Raw genomic sequence first — 23,327 nt, forward strand, 5'->3', positions numbered from 1 at the left:
ACATCACGGGTAGAGCTTTCATGTACAGGCGAGTCTATCAGCCCGGGTTAATCGTGGGGATGCTGCTGTTTCCCCTGATTCTCTCGGCCCAGCCCGCGGGCGACGGGGATAACCTGGAAGCACTGGCCGAAGAGCTGGTGCGCATTCGCGGCGAGGTCGAATCGCTCAATTCCGAGCTCAACCGCAAACAGGACCGGCACCGAAACGAAATGAGTTCGCTGGCCGCCCAGAAGGGCGAGCTGGAGGCCACGTTGCGGCGCGAGCAGTTGCGCGTGGACCAGCTGGAAGCCGATCTCGAAACCAACCGCGAGCGTGCCGAGCAGGCGGGCATCGCCGGCGAATCGCTGGTGCCCGTAGCCGAGGAAGCGATTGCCTCCCTGCGGCGACACATCGAAACCTCCCTGCCGTTCAAGCCTCAGGAGCGCATGGATGCGCTGGAGGAAATCCAGACGCAGCTCGAAACCGGTTCCCTGGCGCCGCCGCGGGCCGTCAATCGACTCTGGGGCTTCTACGAGGACGAACTGCGGCTGACGCGCGAGAACGGCCTCCACAGCCAGGTTATCCAGCTCGACGGCGAACAGGTCCTGGCGGACGTGGCGCGCCTGGGCACGGTGGCGATGTACTTCAAGACACGCGACGGCGAGTACGGTCAGGCCGAACGCAGCGGCGAGGACTGGCGCTTCGCCCGCCTGGACGACAGGGCGGCCATCCAGCGCATCGACAAGCTGTTCGAGTCCCTCAAGAAGCAGATCCGCACCGGCTATTTCGAACTGCCCAACGGCGCCATCCGGCTGGAGTCCGAACAATGAGCATCCGCATCTTTCACATTCTGATCCTGCTCGCCGCCGCCTGGCTGGCGGCGCCGGCGACCGCGCAGGAGTCCGAGCCGGTGCAGCCGGAGACCGAGCAGACCGAAACCGAAGCACCGCCCGTGGCAGCCCAGGCCCCTTCGCTGGAACAGGCCTTTCAGCGGGAGTTCGCCTTCCTGCAGGGGCAAAAGCGCGACCTGGAGCGGCGCATCGCCGAGTTCGAGGAAACCAGCGAAGCCGATCGGCAACAGCTGCAGTCGGATATCCAGTCACTCGAGCGTCGGGTGGTCGAGCTGACCAGCCGCGGTGATCGCCTCGATGAACAGGTGCTCGAGTCCGAGCGCTCGGTCGAGTCGGCCCGCGACAACGTCAACCTGCTGGCCAACACCTTTCTCCAGGCCGAGGCAACGATCGATGGCTGGGAAGCCCCGCAGCTCGAAGGCGACGAGGTGCCGCAGGCCGATGACGTGGCTGCGATGTTCGAAAACGTCCGGGCGGAGCTGGCCCGGCGCGGTGCAGTTCAGCGGGAAAGCGGTGAGTTCTTCCTGGCCGACGGCACGCGGGTGGACGGCGAAATCATCCACGTGGGCCGCATCGCCAGTTTCGGCGTCAGCGAGCGCGGTGCGGGCGCCCTGGCGCCGGCCGGCGAGGGCGAACTCAAGCTATGGAATGAAGAGTCGACTGAGGCTGCCCGTGCCCTGGCGGCCGGGAAGATGGTCTCGCCCCTGCCGGTCTTCATCTATGAAACGCTCAGCTCGGAAGTCGAAGAGAAGGGCAGCAAGGACGTATTCGAGACCATCTCCAGCGGTGGCGTGATCGGCTGGATCATCTTCTTCCTGGGTCTGCTGGCCGCCGCGCTGGTCGCCCTGCGGGCCGTGTTCCTGTGGCGTGCCGGCACCTCGACCGGCCGAATTCTCGATGACGTGGCCGCACCGGTCCGCCGTGGCGACCGTGAAGCCGCGCTGTCGATGCTCAAGAAGCGCAAGGGCGCGACCGCTCGCGTCGTGGCCTCGGCCATCCGCAGCCTCGATCGTGATCGCGAGCATCTCGAAGACATCGTGTCCGAGTCGATCCTGCACGAGTCCGGGCATCTCAACCGCTTCGGCGCCTTCATCATGGTGATTGCCGCGGTCTCGCCGCTGCTGGGCCTGCTCGGCACGGTCACCGGCATGATCTCGACCTTCGATGTCATCACCGAGTTCGGTACCGGCGATCCCAAGTTGCTGTCGGGCGGTATCTCGATCGCGCTGGTGACCACCGAGCTCGGCCTGATCGTGGCCATCCCGACGCTGCTGTTCGGCAACCTGCTCTCGAGCTGGGCCGAGCGCATCAAGGACGACATGGAAAAGGCCACGCTTCGCGTGACCAACCAGTACCTCGAAGCCCGGGGCGACACGGAGCAGGTCGGCGGCTGATGTTCGACGAACTGGTCAATGACTTCCGGTTCTACTTCGAAGTGGGCGGCTACGTCATGCCGCCGCTGGTGCTGGCCACGGTGGTGCTGTGGTTCGCCATCGGTTACCGGTTCGCCGCGCTCAAGCGGGGCAACCTGCGATCGGTGCGGCGGATCATCCAGAAGCACCCCGTAGGTCTCAGTCATCCACCACGCGGCGTGATCGAAAAGGCCATCGAGCAGGGGCTGCGGATCGCACGCTCGAATCACGGCGACCTGAGGCGACTGCTCGACGATGCCTTCTGGCCGATCGAGCGCGACATCAAGCGTTTCCACAAGCTGATCATGACCATCGTTGCCGTCGCCCCCCTGATGGGCCTGCTCGGCACCGTGGTGGGCATGATCGAAACCTTCGATTCGCTTGGTGACATGTCGCTGTTCGCCCAGTCGGGCGGCATTGCCGGCGGCATTTCCCAGGCACTCTTCACCACCCAGATGGGCCTGGCCGTGGCCATTCCCGGCCTGATCGTCGGCGGCATGCTCGAAAAGCGCGCCACCGTGATCCGCATCGAGCTGGCCCAGGTCAAGGACATCCTCTGCGCCAACGTGCAGAAAGGCAGCCCGGCATGAGATTTCGCGAACGCGCCAACACCGAACAGGCCGTCGACATTTCGCCCCTGATCGACATGGTGTTCATCCTGCTGATCTTCTTCATGGTCTCGACGACTTTCGTCAAGGACATGAAGCTCGATCTCGAGCGCCCGAGTGCCACGAGCTCGGAGCAGGCGTCGACCAAGGCCATTCGTCTCTACATCGACAACAGCGGCGAGACCTGGCTGGACGGCCAGCCGATACGTACCTGGGTGATCCAGAGCAAGCTCAGGGACATGCTGCAGGGCGCTGCTTCCCAATCCGTGCTGGTCGTCACCGACAGCAATGTACCGGCCAGCAAGCTGGTCGAGGTGGTCGACCAGGCGCGCCGCTCCGGCGCCGCCGACGTCGGCGTGGCCACTGTCGAAGAAGCCGGTCGTGGTTGAACTGAATACCAAGGAGGATGACGCATGACTTCAGAAATCAGGAAATGGACCTACGGCCTGACCTTCATGTTTTTGGGGTCGGTTCTCATCATCGGCACCTTGCTGATGATCAATCGCCTGGCCAAGGGGCCGGAGGCGGAAGAACTGACCAAACAGACAAGCTTCCAGGTCGATCGCAAGGAAGAGCCGCCGCCGAAGAAGGTGGTCAAGCGCGAACAGCCCGAACCCCGGCGCTCGCGCGATATCAACCCGCCGATGGTGGATCTCGATACCTCTTTGTCGGGCATCGACATGGGCATTCCGGGAATCACGTCCGATGACCTCGGCAGTCTGCGCGATGAGCTGCTGGGCGACACCCGGGACGTGGTCATGACCGACGATTCGGTCGATCAGCCGCCGCGGCCGACCCGCCAGACACCGCTGCCTTACCCGTCCTCCGCGCGCAAGGACGGCGTTGAAGGCTACGTGGTGCTGTCGCTGCTGATCAGCGCCGCCGGCGAGATCGAAAAGGTCCAGGTGCTGGAATCGGGGCCGGACGACCGTTTCGAGGATTCGGCGGTCCAGGGCATCAAGAACTGGCGCTTCGAGCCCGCCCAGTACCAGGGGCGTAACGTGCGCGTGTGGGCCAAGCAGCGCATTCGCTTCGATCTCAGCTAGGCGCCGGCAAGGAGATTCCCGCCATCATGCGCATGTTGTGGCTGATTTTGATCCTGGTGCTTGGCAATACGGCAGGCGCCCAGGAAGAACCCGCATCACAGCCGGAAGACGAAGTCGAGCGCCTGTCGCTGGCAGCGCTGCTGATCGGCGACGGCAACTATGAGCGAGCACGCGGCGTACTGGCGGCAATCGACGTGGACGATCCCGATGTCGATCGGGTCCGGTACCACAGCCTCGACGGGCTGGTGGCGCTCAACCTCGACGAACTGTCCCGGGCCGAGGCCGCTTTCGAGCGCGCGCTCGAGGCCGGGCGCGAGCGCGAGGAGCCGCCCGCCGACGTGGTCTGGCTTTACCTGGCCCAGGCCCGCTTCGGCCGGGAAGATCATGCCGGCACCCTCGAAGCGCTCGACGGCGCCGATTCCGAAACCACCGACCTGCCTTCGGTTTATCTCATGCGGGCCCAGTCGCACTGGCAGATGGGCGATCTCGAGTCCGCCTGGCAGGTGCTCTCGAAGGGTGCCGGGCGCTTTCCGGATCGCGCCGGGGACTTCACGCGCCAGCAGGTTCATCTGCTGGTCGAGCAGGGGCTCTACCAGGAGGCGGCCGCGCTCGGCCAGCGTTTCATGGCGCAGGGCGAGGCCACGGCGAATGACGCCCTGGCCATCGGGAACGCGCTGCGCGAAGCCGGTGAATACGAGCAGGCGCTGAGCATTCTCGAATCGGCCAGGCTCGAGGACAGCGACAACGTGCGCCTGGCGCGGGTGCTAGCCCAGACCTGGCTGGAGCTCGACAAGGTTCTGCCGGCCGCCGACATCCTTCACGAAGCCGCAAGGCTGGATCCCGCCCTGATGGCCGAAGCGGCCGAACTCTATCGCCGGGCCGGCTGGCTGATGCAGGCGCTCACGCTCAACGCCCGGGTCATCGACCAGTCGAAAAAGCTCAAGCAGCGCCTGGCTATCTTCATCGAGCTGGGCCGTTTCGACCAGGCAGCCGGCATGGAGTCGGACCTGGTCCGTACCGGCCTGCTCAACGAAGAAGACATTCGCTATGCGCTGGCCTACGCCCTGTTCAAGACCGGCCGTTACGAGCAGGCCGAATCCCACCTGGCCCGGCTGACGCAAGACGACCTGTTCCGCAAGGCCAACGAGCTCAGACGAGCCATGGAGCAGTGCCGCGACGAGCCGTGGCTGTGTACCTGATCCGCCAATGTTTCCGAGGTATTCGATGATCATGCTGCCCAGGGCAATCTGTCTGGCGACAGTGCTCCTTCTGTTGATTGCCGCGCAGGCGAGCGCCCAGGACGACAGCGCGGGCGATATCAGCGTGCTCGTGTTCGAAAACGGGCGGCCGGTGCCCGGCCTTCGCGTCGAAATCGGCGAGCAGTTCGGGCTGACCAACGCCGACGGCGCCTGGCGCGGACAAGTCGAACCCGGGCGCACGCGTCTGGCCGTCTACGAACACGCCCTGGCCCTGGCGGCCCTGCCGCTGGAAGTGCGCCAGGGTGAAGTCGCCCGCTACATCATCACCCTGGCCGGCCCGGACCGGCAGGCCCGGGTCAGCATCGAGAGTTCTCACGAGGGCGATCGGCAGCCCGCGCCGCGGGGCGCACCGGAAGCGCCGGCGGGCGAGCAGGGCAGTGGCCTGCTCACCGGCCGCGTCGTCTCGACCGAAGACGGCTCGCCGGTGACCGGCGCGCGCGTGTTCGTCAGCGGCACCCCCGTCGAGGCGCGCACCGACGAGGATGGTCAGTTCCGCATCGAAGTCCCGACCGGTGAATACGCCGTGTCCGTTCTCCACAGCGAGTTCGCCACGCGCACCGTCGATGGCGTCCGGATCCAGCGTGAAAGCGAAACGCAGCGAGACTTCGAGCTTCCGCCGTCCGGCCTGGAGCTGGCCGAATACGTCGTGGTCGAGCCGCATATCCAGGGCAGCGTGACCTCCGTGATCGCCGAGCAGCGGGACACCTCGGGTGTGTCCAATATCATCGGCACCGAGCAGTTCTCGCGCTCGGGCGACGGCGATGCCGGCAGCGCGCTGGCCCGCGTGACGGGGCTGACCCTGGTCGGCGGGGAGTTCATCTTCATTCGCGGTCTCGGTGAACGTTACTCGAGTACGCTGCTCAACGGCGCCAACGTGCCCAGCCCGGACCCGACGCGCAAGGTCGTGCCGCTCGACCTTTTCCCGACCGGCGTGATCGAGTCGATTCGCGTGCAGAAAAGCTATTCGCCGGACCTGCCGGGGGATTTCGGCGGCGGCGTTGTGGAAATCCGCACGCGCGGTATCCCGGAAGCGGACTTTCTCGAGATGAGCGTCTCCGTCGGCGGGCGGCAGGGCACGACATTCACCGACGGCCTGACCTATGAAGGCGGCGATCGCGACTTCCTGGGGATGGACGACGGAACCCGTGAACTGCCGTCGGCCATCGCCGATGCCGTCGAGGACGGCGGAACACTGACGGCCGCGGGGCCGTTCAACCCCGACGGTATATCGCAGGAAGAGCTCGAGATGCTCGGCGAATCCTTCCCCGCCATCTACCAGGCGGAACGCGAGGAGGTCGGGCCGGACCTGGGCTTGTCGGTCGAAGGCGGCAAGCTGTTCGAATTCAGTGACGACTGGACGGCGGGCATCACCACGGCGGTGATGTGGTCCGATTCCTGGCAGACCCGCAGCGAAGAACGCCGGAGTTTCATTCCCCTGGGCGACGGTAGCCTGCGTTCGAATGACGAGTACAAAGTCGAGCGCTCCACGCGCGATATCGAGCTCAGTGGCTTCCTCACGGCCGGCCTGCAGTACAGGGAGAATCACCGCATCGATCTGACCTCGATGCTGCTGCGGCAGACTCAGGACGAGACCTTCATCCAGCAAGGCTACAACCTGGACGAGGATGGCATCGTCCGCTTCACCGAACTGGAGTGGGAGGAGCGCGAACTGCTTTCCCACCAGCTGCGTGGTGAACATACGTTTGAATCACTGGGAAAGACCAAGCTGGAGTGGGATTACGCGGACTCGCGCGCAAGGCGTGACGTGCCCGACCAGCGGCGCTATCGATACGATCCGGACAACGAGTCCGACTTCATCTTTTCGCGTCGTTCCGACAATCTCGTCCGGCGTTTCTCCAAGCTGGAGGACGATGCGACTGATTACGGCATCGACCTGAAAGTGCCGTTCGGTTTCGACTGGATGACCGGCAACATAAGTTTCGGCGCTCGGCGCCTGGACAAGTCACGCGACTCCAGCATTCGCCGCTTCCAGTTCGATGGCACGAACCGCCTGCCGTTCGATCTGCGCCGTGATGAAAACCCGGAAACCTTCCTGAACCCGGAGTTCATCGGCCCGGGCGGGTTGGTGCTCAAGGAAACCACGCGCGAGACGGACAACTACACGGCATTGCTCGAAGTGGATGCCCGCTACGCCAACCTCGACATGACTTTCTTCGAACGTCTGCGCCTGACCGGGGGTGTTCGCGTCGAGGACTGGGAGCAGAACGTCACGACGTTCCAGCTGCTCAACCCCGGCGCCACTCCGGTGGTTGCCGAGTTGTCCGACGAAGACCGGCTTCCAGCCTACTCGGCAACCTGGTACATGACTGAAAACCAGCAACTTCGTGCCAGCTACGCCGAAACGATCGTGCGCCCGGACTTCAAGGAGCTCTCACCGGCACCGTTTACCGACCCGGTCCTCAATCGCGAAGTGATCGGTAACGCCGAACTCGTACCGTCCCGGATCGAGCACATGGATCTGCGTTGGGAATACTATCCCGAGCCCTCCGAATTGATTTCGCTCGGGCTCTTCTACAAGTCCATCGCCAACCCGATCGAAGTAACCGTCGAAGCCGGCGTCGAGCAGCGTCTGACCTACGCCAATGCCGACGAAGCCGAAAACTACGGTGTCGAACTCGAGTGGCGCAAGAGCCTCGGCTTCTTCGGCAATTTTCTCGGTAACGAAGCGGTGTGGGATCGGCTCTACCTGGCCGGCAACTACTCAAGGGTCGAGTCCGAGATCTTCATCGAGGATCTCGGCATCCTGACCAATGAATCCCGCCCGCTGCAGGGACAGTCGCCCTATGTGGCCAACGTCCAGATCGGTTACGACGACGAGGAACGGGACTTCTCTGCCACCCTGCTGCTCAACACGGTGGGCGAGCGCATCGTCGAAGTCGGCGTGCTGGGCGCGCCCGACAAGATAGAACAACCTGCGCCCGACCTTGACCTGGTGTTTCAGTGGCGATGGTTCGATCTGTTCGACTTCAAGGCGGAGTTCGGCAACCTTCTGGATTCCGAGTTCGAGATCCGCCAGGGCGAGGAGGTCACGCAACGCTACAAGCGTGGCCGCGAATTCAGCCTGGGTGTCAGCTGGGAATACTGAAATCCCAAGGGCTGTAAAGAATCGGTCATGTACAGGTCACGGATCTGACACCCAGGCCCAATACGCTGAGCATGATGACGGTAGTTCATCGTCCTTCACTCGCGAAATGAAAGCAGAGGAAACAAGCATGCTCAAACATATGAAGCGCAACCTTGTGGCGTTTGCGGCCGGATCAATGCTGATCGGATCGGCAAACGCTTTCGTAGTCAATGAAGAATTCACCGGTAACTACTTTGAAGAGGGCAAGAGTGGCCGTGGGGTGATCGTTGATATCGTTCCCTCCAACAACCAGGAATTTGGAAATGCCGTGATTGCCCAGTGGTTCACTTTCCGTGATGGAGCTCCGCTGTGGCTGACGGGCTTCGGCTCGATCGATCAGAACACCAATATCGCTGAGCTCGACTTCTACGAGCTCGAGGGCGGCAGTTTTGGCCCGGAGTTCACCGAAGATGACGCCAGCCAGGAAATTTGGGGCACCGGCACGCTGAGCTTCGACAGCTGCGACCAGTTGACCCTGGACTATAACGGTGACGATGGAACCGGCACGCTGGATCTCTCACCCGTTTCCCAGGGTGCTGAATGTATCGTCAAGCGTGAATTCGAAGGCTGTCCCGATTTTGCCAGCGCCGGGCCGCTCGAGGGCTCGTGCATCGTCGGCGGCGAGGTCAATTCCGACATCGCACTGAGCAACGAAATCACCTGGTTGATCCAGGGCCAGCTCATCATCAACGACGGCGCTTCTCTGACGATCGAGCCCAACACCGAACTGGTCGGCGGCACCCTGGGTGATACCGACACGCTGGTGGTCAAGCAGGGCGGCCAGATCTTTGCCGAAGGCACGGCCAGCAACCCGATCATCATGCGCGGCCCGGACGCCGCCACGCGTGCCGAGTGGGGCGGTGTGGTCATCAACGGTTTCGCCCCGATCAACGGCTGCTCGGAAGGCACCGATCCCTGCACCGCGCAAGGCGAGGGCAATTCCGGAACCTACGGCGGTAACGACCCGCACGACAACAGCGGCGTCATGCGCTACATGGTCGTCTCCAACGCCGGCCGCCAGTTCAGCGAAGAGAACGAGCTCAACGGCATCGCCTTCCAGGGCGTGGGCGACGGCACCACGGTCGAGTACATCCAGGTCCACCTCAACGAAGACGACGGCGTCGAGTTCTTCGGCGGCACGGTCAACGCCAAGTACCTGGTCCTGACCGGCATCGGCGACGACAGCCTCGACTGGACCCAGGGCTGGCAGGGCAAGGCACAGTTCGTTCTCGCCAAGCAGTACACCGACAACGGCGACCAGGGTATCGAGGCCGACAACAACGGCGACGCCAACGACTCGACTCCGCGCGCCAAGCCGATGCTGGCCAACATGACCTACATCGGCCAGTCCAACACCGACATCGGCATCCTGCTGCGTGAAGGCACCGGCGCCAACATCGCCAACACCGTGGTGACCGGCTTCGGCGAGTTCTGTCTCGATATCGACAACGAGTCGACCTTCGAGAACGAAGAAAACCTGACCATCGAAAACAGCGTCGTCGGCGGCTGCGGCGAAACCTTCAGCGAAGATGGCGAAGACCTGTTCAGCGTTTCCAACTGGTTCTTCAGCTTCCCGGGCAACGTCGAAGCCAACCCGCGACTGTCGAACTACGCCCCGAACGCCAACTCGCCGGCCATCGGCATCGGCGCCGTCCCGTTCGAAGACGACTTCTTCGACAACGTCGACTACGCCGGTGCAATTTCGGGCACGGGAGCTGACTGGACCAGGGGCTGGACGGTCGGTCTCGACCGCACCGCACCGCTGGGCCAGTAAGCACAAGCTTCATTCTTCAGACAGACCCATTGCAGCATTCGGGCCCCGCTTCGGCGGGGCCATTTTTTGTTCAGGTCAGGACCGCTTCGATGCAGTGCTTCGTTGCGATGAAAGGTGGGACTCGAGATCGTCCAGTGGTTGCGGATAATCGATCAGATAGCCTTGCATGTAGTCGACATCGGCCCGCATCAGACATTGCGCGAGAGACTCGGACTCGACACATTCGGCAACCGTGATCTTGCCCATGGCATGGCCGAGGCGATTGACCTCGCTGATGAATTCGAAGGCTTCGGGATCACGGTCGATACCGTGCACGAAGCTGCCGTCGATCTTCAGATAATCCACCGGCAACTGACGCAGGTAATTCATCGACGACACGCCTGTTCCAAAGTCATCGAGTGCGATACGGCATCCGCTACGGTGCAGTCGCTCCAGAAGCTCCCTGGCCGCCTCGATATTGCTGATCAATGCCGTTTCGGTCACTTCGATGCACAGCTTCGGTAGCAGCCTGGCGTGTTCTCGTGTGCGCCGGTCGAGGAAGTTCAGGAAACGGGCGTCACCCAGGCTTCGACCGGAAAGGTTGATATTGACGCGCTCGAGCATCTCGACCACAGCGGGATTGTTTTCCATCCAGCCAAGCACCGAGCTTACAACCCAGCGATCGATCTGTGCAGTCATGAAATAGCGCTCTGCTGCGGGCATGAACTGTGCAGCTGTAATGGTCGCCTCGTCCGGGTCCTCGGACTGCATCCGGATCAGTATTTCGATACTGTTTGTTCGATAAGGGGGTTCGCTGGTCGGCACGATCGACTGCCAGTAGAGCAGCATTCGGCCTTCATTCAAGGCCGACTGGATACGGTGCACCCAGCCGAGTTCACCATATTTCTCCGCCAGTCGCTGGTCTTCCGGATGCCAGGCATGGATCTGGTTACCGCCATCCTCCTTGGCTGCCACACAGGCGCAATCGGCTCGCCGCAGGATGCGTTCGATGCTGTCTTCGCCGTCGGAAAAGGTCACCAGGCCGATACTGAGCGTGACCGACTGATGATCGTCGCCATCGGATAGCGGGCGGGAAGCCAGGTCCGAAATCATCTCGTGACCCGATTCGCGGGCCGACTCCTGGTCGGTGTCGGTCAGGAGAACGGCGAACTCGTCGGCGCCGAGGCGGGCGATTTCCGCATGGATCGGCAGCAGCGCCTTCAGGCGATGAGCCAGTCTCTGCAACAGCTTGTCCGCCTGGGCATGCCCGAGCCGCTCGTTGACGAGACGAAACTGGTCGACGTTGATATTGAGCAGGCTGTGCTCGCCTGATCCGGGATTGCGGCAGAGTTCATCGATGCGCCGCTCCAGGGCGTGCCGCGAAAGCAATCCCGTGAGTGTGTCGTGCTCGCGCAGGTAGGCAAGCTGCTGCCGTGCGGCATGGATCTCGCGGCGGTAAACCAGCAACCTTCTGGACAACCATACGAGCGCCAGCGCTGCCAGCAGGGCGACAATTATGAGTGTGACCATTACCGTGCGGCTGGTGGCCTGCTCCTCTTCCTCGAACGGCCGCAACCAACGCGCGTAGATGCGATCGAATTCACCACTCGACATGACCTGGTCGAGCCCTTCGTTGAGCCTATCCAGCAGCTCATCGTTGCCTTGCTTGACGGCCAGGGCGTACTCGACCGGCAAAACGGGTGGACCGGAAACCGCCAGGTTCTCGATATTCTGCCGTTCGAGCGTATAGCGCCCGCGATGTTCCGTCAGCAGGGCGGCATCGTGCTCGCCGCCGGCCAGCAATTCCAGACCTTCCGTATCGCTGTCGACCAGGGTGAGCTCGATGTCTGGATGGTGCTGGAGCAGATATTCATGGCTGTAGGCCCGGCGCTGGACGATGACCTGCCGGCCCTCGAGATCCTCGATCCGTGCGATGGGCGTGCCGCCGCTCGGAATGAAGATCCGGTGGTGGACGATGACGTGCGGACGCGCGAAATCCACGGTGTTTTCTCGTCGTGGCGACACGAACATGCCCAGAACGTCGATGCGGCCGGTGGCCAGCGCATCCCGCATCTCGTCCCATTCGCCGAGTTCGAATCGCACCTCGAAATCGCCGGCCTCGGCAATGGCGCGCATCAGGTCGATGTTGAATCCGACCGGGCGTCCACGATTGTCGAGTGTTTCGTAGGGGCGGTAGCCGTCTTCTCCCCCGACCACGACGACCTCCTCCGCCGCGGCCTGAAGACAGAGCAGCAGTAAAGGAACTGCCATCCAACGCAATGCTTGCTCTCCCTTGCTTTTACGGCTCCAGCGTACCCCGGAATCCAGTTGCACCGCCAGTCCGTCAGACGGGGATGTTCTGCGGCCCGAAAGCCTCCGGCAGAAGTTGATCGAGCGTATGGGTCCGAGTGACTGTGCCGTGCTCGTCGACGGCCTGAATGACCATCGTTCCGGCACCGAACTCGCGCAGCCTCTGCCGGCAGTCCCCGCAGGGTGTGCACGGGTGATCGTTGGGACCCAGCACCCAGACGCTGCGGATGGAGCGTTCGCCGGCGGCAATCATTGCCGAAATGGCCGAGGCCTCGGCGCAGACGCTCTTGAAGTGGGCCACCTCGACATTGCTGCCACCGAATCGCTTGCCCGAAGCGGCTTCGACAATCACCGCTACGGGGTGATCGGAGTAGGGGGCATAGGCGTTTTTTCGCAATCGCTTGAGTTCTTCGAGCAACTGCTGTTCGATCGCTTCGCTCATGGCGTCTCCATTGCCTGCTCGGCGCTTGTCAAAAAGCTCTCGCCGTCGGGGAGAGGAGCGAGCCCGAAGAATGCCCCCAGCGTCTGGCCGATGTCGGCAAAAGTCGCCCGTTCGCCGATACACCCCGAAGGAAGGCCCGCGCCCCGGGCCAGGACCGGAACGTGCTCGCGCGTGTGATCACTGCCGGCGAAGGTCGGGTCGCAGCCGTGATCGGCGGTCAAGATAAGCAGGTCATCATCATCGATTTTTTCAATGAGATGGGGGAGCTTCTTATTAAAGTACTCGAGGGCATCAGCGTAGCCTTCCGGATCACGGCGGTGGCCGTGGACCATGTCGAAATCGACCAGGTTGGTCATCACAAGGCTGCGATTCGCGGACTTATCCATCGCCTCGAGCGTGGCCTCGATCAGGGCCGCGTTGCCGTCGGCCTTGATCGTCGAGCTGATTCCGCGATGGGCAAAGATGTCGGCGATCTTGCCAACGGCGATGACTTCGCCGCCGTCGTCGACCAGGCGCTCGAGCACGGTGGGCGAGGGCGGCGGCACGCTGAAGTCGCGGCGGTTGCCGGTGCGCTTGAAGTCGCCGGCGTGGTTGCCCACGAAAGGACGCGCGATGACGCGCCCGATGGGATTGTCGCCGCAATAGTCGTCGAGCAACTCGCGTGCGATTTCACACAGCCGGTATAGCCGCTCGAGGCCGAAAAACTGCTCATGGACGGCGATCTGGAAGACGGAATCGGCCGAGGTGTAGACGATGGGCTTGCCGGTCTCGATGTGCTCGACACCGAGCCTGGCGATGATCTCCGTGCCGGAGGCATGGCAATTACCCAACACGCCCGGCAGATCGGCGCGCTCGATCAGGGCTTCGAGCAACTCGGGCGGAAAACTGTTCTCCCTGTCACTGAAATAGCCCCATTCGAAGCGGACGGGCACACCGGCCATTTCCCAGTGGCCCGAGGGCGTGTCCTTGCCGCTGGAGATCTCTTTTGCATAACCCCAGGCGCCGTCCACCCGGTCCGGCAGGGTGACGCCGGCGGCAAGCTGCCCCGTGCTGGCGCGATGGGCATGGAACAGCCCCAGCCGCGCCATGTTGGGTAACGACAGCGGCCGGCCGTTCCGGCTTCGATACTCGGCGATATGACCGAGCGTGTCGGCCCCGGCGTCGCCGAAGCGTTCGGCGTCGGCGGATGCACCGATGCCGAAGGAGTCGAGCACGATCACGAGGGCACGCGGCATATCAGGATTCTCCGGGGGTCAGTCTTTCCGAGACCAGTTCCGGTCGCTCGGCAGGTTGTTCGCTGATTCGGCAGGCATCTCGAACGGCTGTTGCGGCGCGTTCAGCGTCGTCTGCGCTGCGCGCGTGGATTCGAGCCAGCGGACGATCCGTACCCACATCGTCGCCGATCTGGGCCAGGCCGCTGAGACCGACCGCCGGATCGATCCGGTCGTCGGCACTGCGGCGCCCGCCGCCGAGATCCACCACGGCCATGCCGATGGCGCGAACGTCGCAGGACGCTACAAAACCCGGCCGATCGGCGTACACGTCTTCGACGACCGGCGCTTCGGGCAAATACTTGTCCGGCCGCTCGATCAGGTCCGAAGGTCCACCGAGCTCGCCGACCATGGCGGCGAAGCGTTCGGCGGCGCGACCGCTTTCGATCGCCGATTCGACTTGCTGCCTTGCCGTGTCACGATCTTCGGCCAGGCGGCCGGCCAGAAGCGTCTCGATCGCCAGCTCCCGGCTCAGTGTCATGAGCGTGTCCCGGCGCGGTTGGCCGCGCAGGCAATCGACGACTTCCGCAAGTTCCAGGGCATTACCGGCGCTGTCGGCCAGCGGCTGGCTCATGTCGGTCAGCAGGGCGTGCGTGCGCACGCCGGCGAGTGTGCCGACTTCCGTCAGCCGACGGGCCAGGTAACGCGCTTCGTCGGGGTCGGTCATGACCGCACCGTTACCGGTCTTGATGTCGAGCACCAGGCCTTCGAGCCCCTCGGCCAGTTTCTTCGACAGGATGGAGGCGACGATCAGGGGCACCGATTCCACCGTGGCGGTGACGTCGCGGACCGCGTAGAGGCGACGGTCGGCCGGCGCGAGGTCCGCCGTCTGGCCAATCATCGCACAGCCGATGTCACGTACGATCTCCTGGAAACGAGCGGTGGGCGGCGAGACTTCGTAGCCGGGTATGGCCGCCAGCTTGTCAACGGTCCCGCCGGTATGGCCCAGGCCGCGCCCGGCGATCATGGGCACGAACCCGCCGCAGGCGGCAACGATGGGTGCGACCAGCAAGGAAGTCGCGTCGCCGACCCCGCCGGTGGAATGCTTGTCGAGCACGGGGCCGGGCAGGGCAGGGTCATCCCATCGCAAGACCTGCCCGGAATCACGCATGGACCGGGTCAGGGAAACGCATTCGCCGTCTTCCATGCCGTTGAGAAACACGGCCATGGCAAAAGCACCGAGCTGTTCGTCGCCGAGCGAGCCGTCGGTGATGCCCTCGACCAGTTGTTCGATGGCTGCGGCATCGAGCGCACGGCCATCACGTTTTTGTCTGAGTATCTCGCGAAACTGCATCAATCTTCCAGAGTGGCCAGCAGATCGTCGAGCAGGCCCGAGGCACCGAAGCGGAAGTGCTCGGGGGTTATCCAGTTCTTCCCCATGATGCCGGCGGCGATTTCCAGATACTCCCTGGCCTGCCCGGCAGTCCGGATACCGCCCGAGACCTTGCAGCCCACCTCGGCTCCACTGTCATGGATGGTCTCGAGCAGGATGCGCGCGGCCTCCGGCGTGGCGTTGACGGGCACCTTGCCGGTCGAGGTCTTGAGAAAATCGGCGCCGGCCTCGACGGCGATTTCGGCGGCCTTTCGGATCAATTGGGCGTCGGCCAGCTCGCCGGTTTCGAGAATCACCTTCAGGAGATGTTCGCCGCATGCTTTCCGCGCGGCCATCACCAGCTTGCGGCCGGCCTCCGCATCGCCTTCGCGAAGTGAGCGCCAGGGAAAGACCAGGTCGATTTCATCGGCCCCGGCTTCGAGTGCTTCGCGGATCTCGGCGATTACCCGATCGGGCCTCTCGCTCCCGCCCGGAAAATTGACGACGGTGGCAACCCGCACCCGGCCGGCCAGTTTCTCCTCGCTCAGCACGTCCTGTGCAACGTGAATGAAGCGGGGATAGACGCAGACCGCCGCCACCGGCCCAAACGGTGTTCCCGCACGGCGGCACAGGGACCGGACCGCCGATTCGTCGTCGTCGGCTTCCAGGCGTGTCAAGTCCATCAGTCGCAGGGCCAATTGCGCAATCGTTGCCGCTTCAGTCATCTTTCGAACGCACCTTCAGGGACGTAAATTTTGCAATATGAAGGTATCATCGAACGTATCCCCGGCGACAGGAATGTCGACGGGCTCTTCCTGGTGCCGACAATAAGGACGATCTGCTGATGAAAACGATCGACGAACTGCCACGGCCCATCCGTGAGGATGCCAACGTCTGGATCCCGATGTCCGACGGCACCCGACTCGCCGCGCGCATCTGGCGCCCACGCGATGGCGAGCCCGTGCCGGCTATTCTCGAATACATTCCCTACCGCAAGCGTTTCGGGACGGCCCAGCGTGACGAGGTGATGCACCCCTACGTCGCCGGTCACGGCTATGCCTGCGTGCGGGTCGACCTGCGCGGCTCGGGCGAATCCGACGGCGTGCTCGAGGACGAGTACCTGCAGCAGGAACTCGATGACGGCTGCGAAGTGCTCAAGTGGCTGGCGAGCCAGCCCTGGTGCACCGGCAAGATCGGCATGATCGGCATTTCCTGGGGTGGATTCAACGGCCTGCAGATCGCCGCGCTGCAACCGCCCGAGCTCAAGGCGGTGGTGGCCGTATGCGCCTCCGACGACCGCTTCGCCGACGACGTGCACCACATGGGGGGCTGCCTGCTGGGAGACAACATTTCCTGGGCCTCGGTGATGTTCGCCTACAACTCGCTGCCGCCGGATCCCGACCTGGTGGGCGATCGCTGGCGCGAGATGTGGTTCGATCGGCTCGAGGGCAGCGGACTGTGGCTGGAAAAGTGGTTGCAGCACCAGCGACGCGACGAGTACTGGCAGCACGCCTCCGTCTGCGAGGACTATTCGGCCATCCAGTGCCCGGTCTATGCCGTCAGCGGCTGGGCGGACGGCTATTCCAACGTGGTGTTCCGGCTGATGGAGCATCTCCAGGTGCCGCGCAAGGGCCTGATCGGGCCCTGGAGCCACAAATACCCGCACCAGGGCGTTCCGGGACCGGCCATCGGCTTCGTCCAGGAAGTGGTGCGCTGGTGGGATCAGTGGCTCAAGGATACGGACAGCGGCATCATGGACGAGCCCATGCTGCGCGTGTGGATGCAGGACAGCGTGCCCCCGGTGACCTACTACAAGCAGCGCCCCGGGCGCTGGGTAGCCGAGTCCGAATGGCCGGCCGAGCGGGTGAGTGAGCGGCATCTCGCCCTATCCAGTGAAGGATTGGTGCCGGCTAGAGACGAACCCGAACCTTACGCGACCACCGTTCGTTCACCTTTGACGGTGGGCCTGTTCGCGGGCAAATGGTGTTCCTACGCCGCCGGGCCGGATCTCGCACACGACCAGCGCGAGGAAGACGGCGGCGCCCTGGTTTTCCAGAGCGAGCCGCTGGAGGAAACCTTCGAGATCATGGGTGAACCCTATCTGGATCTCGAGATTTCATCCGACCGGCCGGTGGCGATGATTGCCGCGCGGCTGTCGGACATGGCGCCGGACGACAAGGCCACGCGCATCACCTACGGCTTGCTCAATCTCACCCATCGCGACAGCAGCGAGTGTCCCGAGCCGCTCGAACCCGGGAAGGTCTATCGCGTCCGTGTGTCCCTGAACGCCATCGCCCAGGTCTTTCCGGCCGGCCATCGCCTGCGGTTGTCGCTTTCCACCTCCTACTGGCCACTGGCCTGGCCACCGCCGGAACCGGTATGCCTGCATGTGCACACGCAAAACAGTTGCCTGGTTCTGCCGCAACGACAACCGACCCAAGCAGACGCGGCGCTGCCGGAGTTCGACCCGCCGGAGGGGACGGCGCCGAGTCCGGTCACGCACATCGAAGCCGGACACCACAACTGGCTCGTGCATCGCGATCTGGCACTGGACAAGTCGACGCTCGAGGTCATCAATGACGACGGCTGCTTTCACCTGGACGACATCGATATGACGGTGGCCAAGAAAACCGTGGAGACATACACCACGGTGGCCGACGATTTTCATTCACCCCGGGCTAAAGTCGTTTCCGAACGAACGCTCGCGCGCGGCGACTGGCAGATTCGAACCGTTACACGCACGTTCATCACCTCGACTGCCACGCATTTCCTGCTGCATGCCAACATCGACGCCTACGAGCTTTCCGACGAAGGCGAGAAACGCGTCTACAGCGACAACTGGGACGAGTCCATTCCCAGGGATCTGGTTTAGGGCAAAGCAGCGAGCCGCCGTTTTGCAGTTGTCATAGCCGACTGATCCAAATCAATAAACATTGATATACTCCGTGATGTGATGGGGGTCACATGGAGAGTGGCTGCAAGGCGTGTTGAATGGACCGGCAGACCGACAACAAACAGATCGAGCAGACCTACAAACCGCATTTGCTGGACGCATTACTTGATGTTTCCGGCCTGCTCGTCGTCATGCTCGACGAGAGGGGACGGATCGAGCTGTTCAATCGGGCCTGCGAAGAATTGACCGGATTTCGGGCCGCTGATGTGCTGGGAAAACCCATCTGGTCATGCCTGATTCCGGAAGATGAGCTTCCGGATGTGAAGGACGTGCATGGCCGGCTCTGCGAAAGCGAGGCAAGCAATGTCCACATCAATCACTGGCTCACGATAAAAGGCGACAAACGGCTCATCCAGTGGCGTAATGTCTCGCTGCGGGATAAAGTGGGCCCCCCGCTCGGTTACGTCGGCACGGGGATCGACGTAACCGACCGCGAGCGCGCGCTGAGGGCGCAGTGGCACTGGGAGCACGAAAGGCACTACCTGCTCGACTCGCTGCCCCTGCTGATTGCGCACGTCGACCCTGACTTCTGCATTCGATTTGCCAACGACGGATACCGGCAATGGTTCGGCCTGAAACCCGAAAAATTGCTCGGTGAGCATCTGGTCTCGATCATCGGCGAGGCAGCCTTCGAAACATTGCGGCCTCATTTCAGTAATGCCCTGGCCGGCAAGCGCTCGATCTATCACGGGAAAATCACCTACCTGCACGGTCCCCCGCGCTTTATCCACGGCAGCTATATTCCCAACTTTGAAGAAAACGGCCGCATCGACGGCTTCTATATCGTGACGGTTGATCTGACCGATCAGCAGCGCTTGCGCGAGGAACGCGACCGGGCCAGGCGGGAGGCCCAGTCACATCTGCTCGAACTGGCGCATACCACCCGCCTTTCGGCCATGAGCGAAATCGCCACCGGCCTGGCGCATGAAATCAGCCAGCCGCTGACCGCCATTGCAGCCAGCGCTGAGGCCTCGCTGATGAGGCTCGAGAATCATCCGGAAGCGACAGAGTCGCTCAAACCGGTCCTGGAGAAGATCGCCGCCCAGGGTCAGCGCGCCCGTCAGATCATCGAACAGCTGCGAAATTTCCTGCGCAAAGATCTGGAAGACTCCCGCGACGACTGCGATCCCGCGGCCCTGGTGGACCACGTGTTGCTGTTGCTGGAATCGGAACTGTGTGGCGCGCAAGTGGAAGTGGAGACCGACATCGATCCCGCCATCGAAAACGTTCGTGTCAATCGCGTCCAGATCGAGCAGGTGCTGTTCAACCTGATCCGCAACGCCATCGATGCGCTGCGCGATGTCGACGGCGATCGCCGGATCGTCATCCGCAGCCGGCGGCTTCCCGAAGGCGATCGATGTCGCATCGAGGTTACGGACTCGGGTAAGGGGCTGGACGAGGCAGCCATCCCGCAGCTTTTTCATCCCTTCTACACCACCAAAGCCGAGGGGCTGGGGCAGGGGCTGTCGATCTGCCGCTCGATCGTCGATCGTCACGGCGGTGAGCTCGAGGCCGTCAACAGTCGGGAAGGGGGCGCAGTGTTCATTTTTACCGTTCCCCTGAGTGACGAGTATGGCAACTGAAGCGCGAGGTGAAAAGGGTACCGTCGTGATCGTCGACGACGACGGGCCGGTGCGGGAATCGCTGTCGCTACTGCTCGATACAGCCGGATTCGATACGCGTTGCCATCGCAGCGGCGAGGACTTGCTCGATTGCGGACCGCCGGACGGTCCGGCCTGCTTGTTGCTGGATCTTGAAATGCCCGGGATGAAGGGCACCGAGGTACAGAAGAGATTGGCGGATGCGGACTGGAGTATCCCGATCGTCTTCCTGACCGGCCACGGTGACGTGCCCGCAGCAGTCAATGCCCTGAAGACCGGCGCGGTGGATTTCCTGCAGAAGAACCAGCTTAAGCCCGGAATCCTTTTGGACCGGATTGAAAAGGGCGTGGCCGAGCACAAGCGCCGAATGCTCGACCTGGAAGCCAGCAATAGCGAGAAGGAGAGGATTTCCCGGCTGACCGTGCGCGAGTTCGAAGTGGCGCAGCTGGCATCTTCGGGGCTGACAAACAAGGCGATCGGGCTGGAGCTGGGCATCAGCGAACGGACCGTCGAAATTCACCGCGGCCGCGCCATGAAGAAGCTGGCTTTGCGCACGGCCGCCGACCTGGCGCGAATGAAACCGGCATTCGAAAGCAGCGCGCCCGATTCATAAAAGTGAAATAAAATAAGAAATCGTTGACCAGCATCATGAAGCTGTTCCGTGCATTATGCTCCAATTGACTGCCATTCCTGCTGGTTGGTGTAACCACCCGGGAAACGAACATGAACACTTGGCGGGTACAGCCCTTGATCCATGTCGTGGATGATGACGAAGCCGTGCGAAGCAGTCTGACGCTGCTGGGTGAGGCGCGCGGCTGGCGTGTCAGAGGCTATGCCAGCGCACAGGATTACCTGGCCACCTCTTTTTCGGGGGAAGGGCGGCCGGAATGCCTCGTTCTTGATCTTCAGATGCCGGGCATGAACGGCGCGGAGCTCCTTGAGACGCTCAGTTCGTCCGGAAAACATCCTCCCGCGGTGGTTCTGACGGCCTGGCCAGATGGTGATCTCGCCCGCCGCGCCGCGCAAGCCGGCGCCAGACGCATACTCGCCAAGCCCTTTTCTCCCAGAGACTGGCTGAACGCGGTCGAGGAATCACTGATCCCCGCATAAGGGGGTTCCCTTATTTGTAGGTTTCCCCTGATCCGTTAAATTGACCCGGAAGCACCCAGTTCATGACGGGTGCAGGCATTCGGTTGGCACCATCCGGGCAATCCCCGGGAGGGAGCACAGATGGATCAGAGTCTACGGGCTTTGGGGGGGAAGGCAAAAGCAGCCTCGGCACGACCGGCGACTTGGCCTGGACGTTTCCGGAACGGGATCGCCCCGCGCCGGATTCTCCAGACCGGGGACCATTTGTTCGAGGCGGGCGACGCACAAAGCGACGCTTTTATCGTCCGTAGTGGTCACCTCAAGAGTTATCGCGTTCATCGAGATGGAGAGGAGCAGATCCTGGGCATGCATGGTCCGGGCGATGTGCTGGGATTCGATATCCTGATCGGCCGCCCCGCCAGTTGCAGCGTCGTGGCGCTGGAGATCGCCAGTCTCGAACTCGTCGATCTGGGTCGGGGTGAGGTCGGGGACGCGGGCACCGCCGGCTACATGAGCGTCCTGGAGGGCATGTACCGCGAATTGCAGCGGTTCAGCCGGTTGCTGTACATGGACCGCCACCCGGCCGAACGGCGACTGGCCGAATTTCTCCTCGATTTTTCACGCGAGGAAGGCGAACGGGGCCGAAGCTATTACGACCTGATGCTTCCCTTCAACCGTCGCGACCTGGCTTGTTTTCTGGGCCTGGCACCCGAAACCCTGTCGCGGACATTCAGCCGGTTCCAGGAGCGTGGCATCCTTTCGGTCGACAACCGCGAGATTCACATCATCGACAACGAAGCCCTGGTCGCCGCCGCCGGCGAGTAAACGGGCCAGCCTTGCTCCACAGGCTTCAATCCTCGTCGAACTCGAAAGGCAAGAGCTTTTCGATCTCATCGAAGTGGTCAAGAAGTTCCTTCTGGGAGTGTGCGCCCACAAATACCACGGCAATCTCGTAACTGTAACTGTCCTGGAAGTTCAGGTCGCTCAGGCGCATGCCTTCTTCAGCCAACAGGTGAATATAGGTATGGGGAAACGCCTGCTTCACCCGTTCCATGTCGTCCTTGTCGGGCACGCGCTTGATCACGCCGTCACTGATATCGTCCTTGAATACGCGCATCATGAACTTGCCCGACAGGCTGTAGTCGCCCCGGCGATGCGGAAACTCCGGTTCGCGACCGAGCGCCAGGTCCAGAACCACCTTTTGATTGGTCGCCCCGTCCACCAGCAGGAATAGCGGCGAATGCGACTTGGAGATCCTGGAATTGATTTCCAGCAATTTCATGCTGTTGTCAGCCTTGTTCCAGAAAAACTCGATATTGAAGGTGCCCTGGTCGTAGTCGAACTGGCGCATGACCTGGCGTGCTGCTCCGATCATGCGCTCCTGCACTTCGGGTGGCAGTTTCGACGGATATTGATAGCGCGAGAAACTGGAATGATGACGGCCGGCCCTGATCGAATCGATGACACCGAAGATCTGGATTTCGCCGTTCCAGCAATAGCCCTCCACAGTGGCCTGGGTTCCGCTCGATATGATTTCCTCGGCAATGCAATGATAGCCGTCGACCGCCTCGACCTCCTCGGGCATCTCGAGCAGGCTCAGGAACTCATTGAAGGGACGGCCGAATATGCCGATGTTGTCTCGAATTTCCGGCAGGTGCGAGCGAAGGTCGTCCGGGGTTTTGATGTAGTAACCCAGGAATGAGGAATGCGACTTGATCGGCTTGAGCCAGAATGGATAGTTAATGCGTATATCCGCGACCGGATCATCGGCGAATGGATTCAAGGCCTGAAAATTCGGAACCATGTCCGGCAGAACGGCCTTCTGCTCCAGGCGCGACCAGTACTTGTGTTCGCAACGCCCTACCGATTCCAGCGGTTGTGCCGGCAAACCGGCATCGTGGGCAATGACCGGAACAAACCCGCTGGTGGGAAAATCCCAGTACCCCATGACAGCGTCAGGGCCGCCTTCGACTTCGGCAAACCGGCTTTTGGCCCGCTTGCGCAGATCGTCCAGGGAGGGGTATTCACCGTCCTCGGGTTCGACGATTTCCGAGTAATCGAACAGGCAGTGAAAACGGTATTTCTCGTCGCCATCCCGGGAATCGGAAATGGTTTCGAGCAGCTCCTGATTGAAGGGATCCATCCCCATGACGAACACATTTTTCATTGATGACACCCTCCGGGTGGGTCGGGTTAAAGTGCAACTATTCGAGCTCCACAGATCACATTATGTCAGAGTGGTAAGGCGGTGAACCTCTGATGTCCGATCGGCGCCGCAGTGGCGAAATTTTTCCTG

General features: G+C 62.4%; 19 protein-coding genes. 13 read left to right on the plus strand and 6 right to left on the minus strand.

What is annotated here, in order from left to right; all coding sequences use genetic code 11:
* The first annotated feature begins 20 nt into the window (after nucleotides 1-20).
* The 8 genes from DZK26_RS07220 (at nucleotide 21) to DZK26_RS07255 (ending at nucleotide 10,074) form a co-directional block, all read left to right on the plus strand.
* Complete coding sequence (locus tag DZK26_RS07220) at nucleotides 21-809, plus strand: DUF3450 family protein (RefSeq protein ID WP_116898804.1); 789 nt, start codon at nucleotides 21-23, stop codon at nucleotides 807-809.
* The gene (locus DZK26_RS07225) at nucleotides 806-2,224 is read left to right on the plus strand and encodes a MotA/TolQ/ExbB proton channel family protein (RefSeq protein WP_116898803.1); all 1,419 of its coding nucleotides are present in this window, start codon (nucleotides 806-808) and stop codon (nucleotides 2,222-2,224) included. Before DZK26_RS07220 ends, DZK26_RS07225 begins: the two co-directional genes overlap by 4 nt.
* Nucleotides 2,224-2,832: a MotA/TolQ/ExbB proton channel family protein gene (locus tag DZK26_RS07230; RefSeq protein ID WP_116898802.1), complete on the plus strand. Its 609-nt coding sequence runs from the start codon at nucleotides 2,224-2,226 to the stop codon at nucleotides 2,830-2,832. The genes DZK26_RS07225 and DZK26_RS07230 overlap by 1 nt, the downstream gene beginning before the upstream one ends.
* The gene (locus tag DZK26_RS07235) at nucleotides 2,829-3,239 is read left to right on the plus strand and encodes a biopolymer transporter ExbD (protein ID WP_116898801.1); all 411 of its coding nucleotides are present in this window, start codon (nucleotides 2,829-2,831) and stop codon (nucleotides 3,237-3,239) included. The genes DZK26_RS07230 and DZK26_RS07235 overlap by 4 nt, the downstream gene beginning before the upstream one ends.
* Nucleotides 3,240-3,263: 24 nt before the next feature.
* On the plus strand, nucleotides 3,264-3,896 hold the full coding sequence (locus DZK26_RS07240; RefSeq protein WP_116898800.1) for an energy transducer TonB: 633 nt from the start codon (nucleotides 3,264-3,266) through the stop codon (nucleotides 3,894-3,896).
* A 32-nt stretch (nucleotides 3,897-3,928) separates the two neighbouring features.
* Nucleotides 3,929-5,095, plus strand: coding sequence for a lipopolysaccharide assembly protein LapB (locus DZK26_RS07245; protein ID WP_181935619.1), 1,167 nt, complete (start codon nucleotides 3,929-3,931; stop codon nucleotides 5,093-5,095).
* Nucleotides 5,096-5,126: 31 nt separating this feature from the next.
* Nucleotides 5,127-8,261 carry a TonB-dependent receptor gene (locus DZK26_RS07250; protein ID WP_181918447.1) on the plus strand — a complete coding sequence of 1,045 codons (3,135 nt, stop codon included), beginning with the start codon at nucleotides 5,127-5,129 and terminating at the stop codon, nucleotides 8,259-8,261.
* Nucleotides 8,262-8,388: 127 nt separating this feature from the next.
* Nucleotides 8,389-10,074, plus strand: a complete 1,686-nt coding sequence (locus tag DZK26_RS07255; RefSeq protein WP_116898797.1) for a hypothetical protein — start codon at nucleotides 8,389-8,391, stop codon at nucleotides 10,072-10,074.
* A 75-nt stretch (nucleotides 10,075-10,149) separates the two neighbouring features.
* Here the strand turns inward: DZK26_RS07255 and DZK26_RS07260 are convergent, their stop codons facing one another.
* From DZK26_RS07260 to deoC, 5 genes are all read right to left on the minus strand, one after another.
* Nucleotides 10,150-12,324, minus strand: a complete 2,175-nt coding sequence (locus DZK26_RS07260) for a bifunctional diguanylate cyclase/phosphodiesterase (protein WP_116898796.1) — start codon at nucleotides 12,322-12,324, stop codon at nucleotides 10,150-10,152.
* 73 nt (nucleotides 12,325-12,397) lie between these two features.
* Nucleotides 12,398-12,805 carry a cytidine deaminase gene (locus DZK26_RS07265; RefSeq protein WP_116898795.1) on the minus strand — a complete coding sequence of 136 codons (408 nt, stop codon included), beginning with the start codon at nucleotides 12,803-12,805 and terminating at the stop codon, nucleotides 12,398-12,400.
* The gene (locus DZK26_RS07270) at nucleotides 12,802-14,040 is read right to left on the minus strand and encodes a phosphopentomutase (protein WP_116898794.1); all 1,239 of its coding nucleotides are present in this window, start codon (nucleotides 14,038-14,040) and stop codon (nucleotides 12,802-12,804) included. Before DZK26_RS07270 ends, DZK26_RS07265 begins: the two co-directional genes overlap by 4 nt.
* A 1-nt stretch (nucleotide 14,041) precedes the next feature.
* The gene (deoA, locus tag DZK26_RS07275; RefSeq protein WP_116898793.1) at nucleotides 14,042-15,370 is read right to left on the minus strand and encodes a thymidine phosphorylase; all 1,329 of its coding nucleotides are present in this window, start codon (nucleotides 15,368-15,370) and stop codon (nucleotides 14,042-14,044) included.
* Complete coding sequence (deoC, locus tag DZK26_RS07280; RefSeq protein ID WP_116898792.1) at nucleotides 15,370-16,113, minus strand: deoxyribose-phosphate aldolase; 744 nt, start codon at nucleotides 16,111-16,113, stop codon at nucleotides 15,370-15,372. The genes deoA and deoC overlap by 1 nt, the downstream gene beginning before the upstream one ends.
* Nucleotides 16,114-16,232: 119 nt before the next feature.
* Between deoC and DZK26_RS07285 the strand changes: the two genes are divergently transcribed.
* The 5 genes from DZK26_RS07285 (at nucleotide 16,233) to DZK26_RS07305 (ending at nucleotide 21,856) form a co-directional block, all read left to right on the plus strand.
* Nucleotides 16,233-18,260 carry a CocE/NonD family hydrolase gene (locus DZK26_RS07285; protein ID WP_116898791.1) on the plus strand — a complete coding sequence of 676 codons (2,028 nt, stop codon included), beginning with the start codon at nucleotides 16,233-16,235 and terminating at the stop codon, nucleotides 18,258-18,260.
* Between the two features lie 119 nt (nucleotides 18,261-18,379).
* A complete protein-coding gene (locus DZK26_RS07290) occupies nucleotides 18,380-19,924 on the plus strand; it encodes a PAS domain-containing protein (RefSeq protein WP_116898790.1) in 1,545 nt (514 codons plus the stop codon).
* Nucleotides 19,914-20,555 (plus strand): response regulator transcription factor, encoded by a 642-nt coding sequence (locus DZK26_RS07295; RefSeq protein ID WP_116898789.1) that lies wholly within the window; start codon nucleotides 19,914-19,916, stop codon nucleotides 20,553-20,555. The genes DZK26_RS07290 and DZK26_RS07295 overlap by 11 nt, the downstream gene beginning before the upstream one ends.
* A 110-nt stretch (nucleotides 20,556-20,665) precedes the next feature.
* The gene (locus DZK26_RS07300; RefSeq protein WP_116898788.1) at nucleotides 20,666-21,052 is read left to right on the plus strand and encodes a response regulator transcription factor; all 387 of its coding nucleotides are present in this window, start codon (nucleotides 20,666-20,668) and stop codon (nucleotides 21,050-21,052) included.
* A 120-nt stretch (nucleotides 21,053-21,172) separates the two neighbouring features.
* Complete coding sequence (locus DZK26_RS07305; protein WP_116898787.1) at nucleotides 21,173-21,856, plus strand: Crp/Fnr family transcriptional regulator; 684 nt, start codon at nucleotides 21,173-21,175, stop codon at nucleotides 21,854-21,856.
* Between the two features lie 25 nt (nucleotides 21,857-21,881).
* Here DZK26_RS07305 and DZK26_RS07310 read toward each other — a convergent pair whose 3' ends face one another.
* Nucleotides 21,882-23,198, minus strand: a complete 1,317-nt coding sequence (locus DZK26_RS07310) for an acetyl-CoA carboxylase biotin carboxylase subunit family protein (RefSeq protein WP_116898786.1) — start codon at nucleotides 23,196-23,198, stop codon at nucleotides 21,882-21,884.
* Nucleotides 23,199-23,327: the final 129 nt, after the last annotated feature.

Source organism: Wenzhouxiangella sp. 15190, from assembly GCF_003417465.1.
Lineage (GTDB): Bacteria > Pseudomonadota > Gammaproteobacteria > Xanthomonadales > Wenzhouxiangellaceae > Wenzhouxiangella.

Coding starts and splice junctions, on each gene's coding strand:
- DZK26_RS07270 (WP_116898794.1), bottom strand. CDS start 14,040: ATGCCGCGTGCCCTCGTGATCGTGCTCGACTCCTTCGGCATCGGTGCA.
- DZK26_RS07255 (WP_116898797.1), top strand. CDS start 8,389: ATGCTCAAACATATGAAGCGCAACCTTGTGGCGTTTGCGGCCGGATCA.
- DZK26_RS07310 (WP_116898786.1), bottom strand. CDS start 23,198: ATGAAAAATGTGTTCGTCATGGGGATGGATCCCTTCAATCAGGAGCTG.
- DZK26_RS07290 (WP_116898790.1), top strand. CDS start 18,380: ATGGACCGGCAGACCGACAACAAACAGATCGAGCAGACCTACAAACCG.
- DZK26_RS07220 (WP_116898804.1), top strand. CDS start 21: ATGTACAGGCGAGTCTATCAGCCCGGGTTAATCGTGGGGATGCTGCTG.
- DZK26_RS07285 (WP_116898791.1), top strand. CDS start 16,233: ATGAAAACGATCGACGAACTGCCACGGCCCATCCGTGAGGATGCCAAC.
- deoA (WP_116898793.1), bottom strand. CDS start 15,370: ATGCAGTTTCGCGAGATACTCAGACAAAAACGTGATGGCCGTGCGCTC.
- DZK26_RS07235 (WP_116898801.1), top strand. CDS start 2,829: ATGAGATTTCGCGAACGCGCCAACACCGAACAGGCCGTCGACATTTCG.
- DZK26_RS07305 (WP_116898787.1), top strand. CDS start 21,173: ATGGATCAGAGTCTACGGGCTTTGGGGGGGAAGGCAAAAGCAGCCTCG.
- DZK26_RS07260 (WP_116898796.1), bottom strand. CDS start 12,324: ATGGCAGTTCCTTTACTGCTGCTCTGTCTTCAGGCCGCGGCGGAGGAG.
- deoC (WP_116898792.1), bottom strand. CDS start 16,113: ATGACTGAAGCGGCAACGATTGCGCAATTGGCCCTGCGACTGATGGAC.
- DZK26_RS07225 (WP_116898803.1), top strand. CDS start 806: ATGAGCATCCGCATCTTTCACATTCTGATCCTGCTCGCCGCCGCCTGG.
- DZK26_RS07230 (WP_116898802.1), top strand. CDS start 2,224: ATGTTCGACGAACTGGTCAATGACTTCCGGTTCTACTTCGAAGTGGGC.
- DZK26_RS07295 (WP_116898789.1), top strand. CDS start 19,914: ATGGCAACTGAAGCGCGAGGTGAAAAGGGTACCGTCGTGATCGTCGAC.
- DZK26_RS07265 (WP_116898795.1), bottom strand. CDS start 12,805: ATGAGCGAAGCGATCGAACAGCAGTTGCTCGAAGAACTCAAGCGATTG.
- DZK26_RS07250 (WP_181918447.1), top strand. CDS start 5,127: ATGCTGCCCAGGGCAATCTGTCTGGCGACAGTGCTCCTTCTGTTGATT.
- DZK26_RS07300 (WP_116898788.1), top strand. CDS start 20,666: ATGAACACTTGGCGGGTACAGCCCTTGATCCATGTCGTGGATGATGAC.
- DZK26_RS07240 (WP_116898800.1), top strand. CDS start 3,264: ATGACTTCAGAAATCAGGAAATGGACCTACGGCCTGACCTTCATGTTT.
- DZK26_RS07245 (WP_181935619.1), top strand. CDS start 3,929: ATGTTGTGGCTGATTTTGATCCTGGTGCTTGGCAATACGGCAGGCGCC.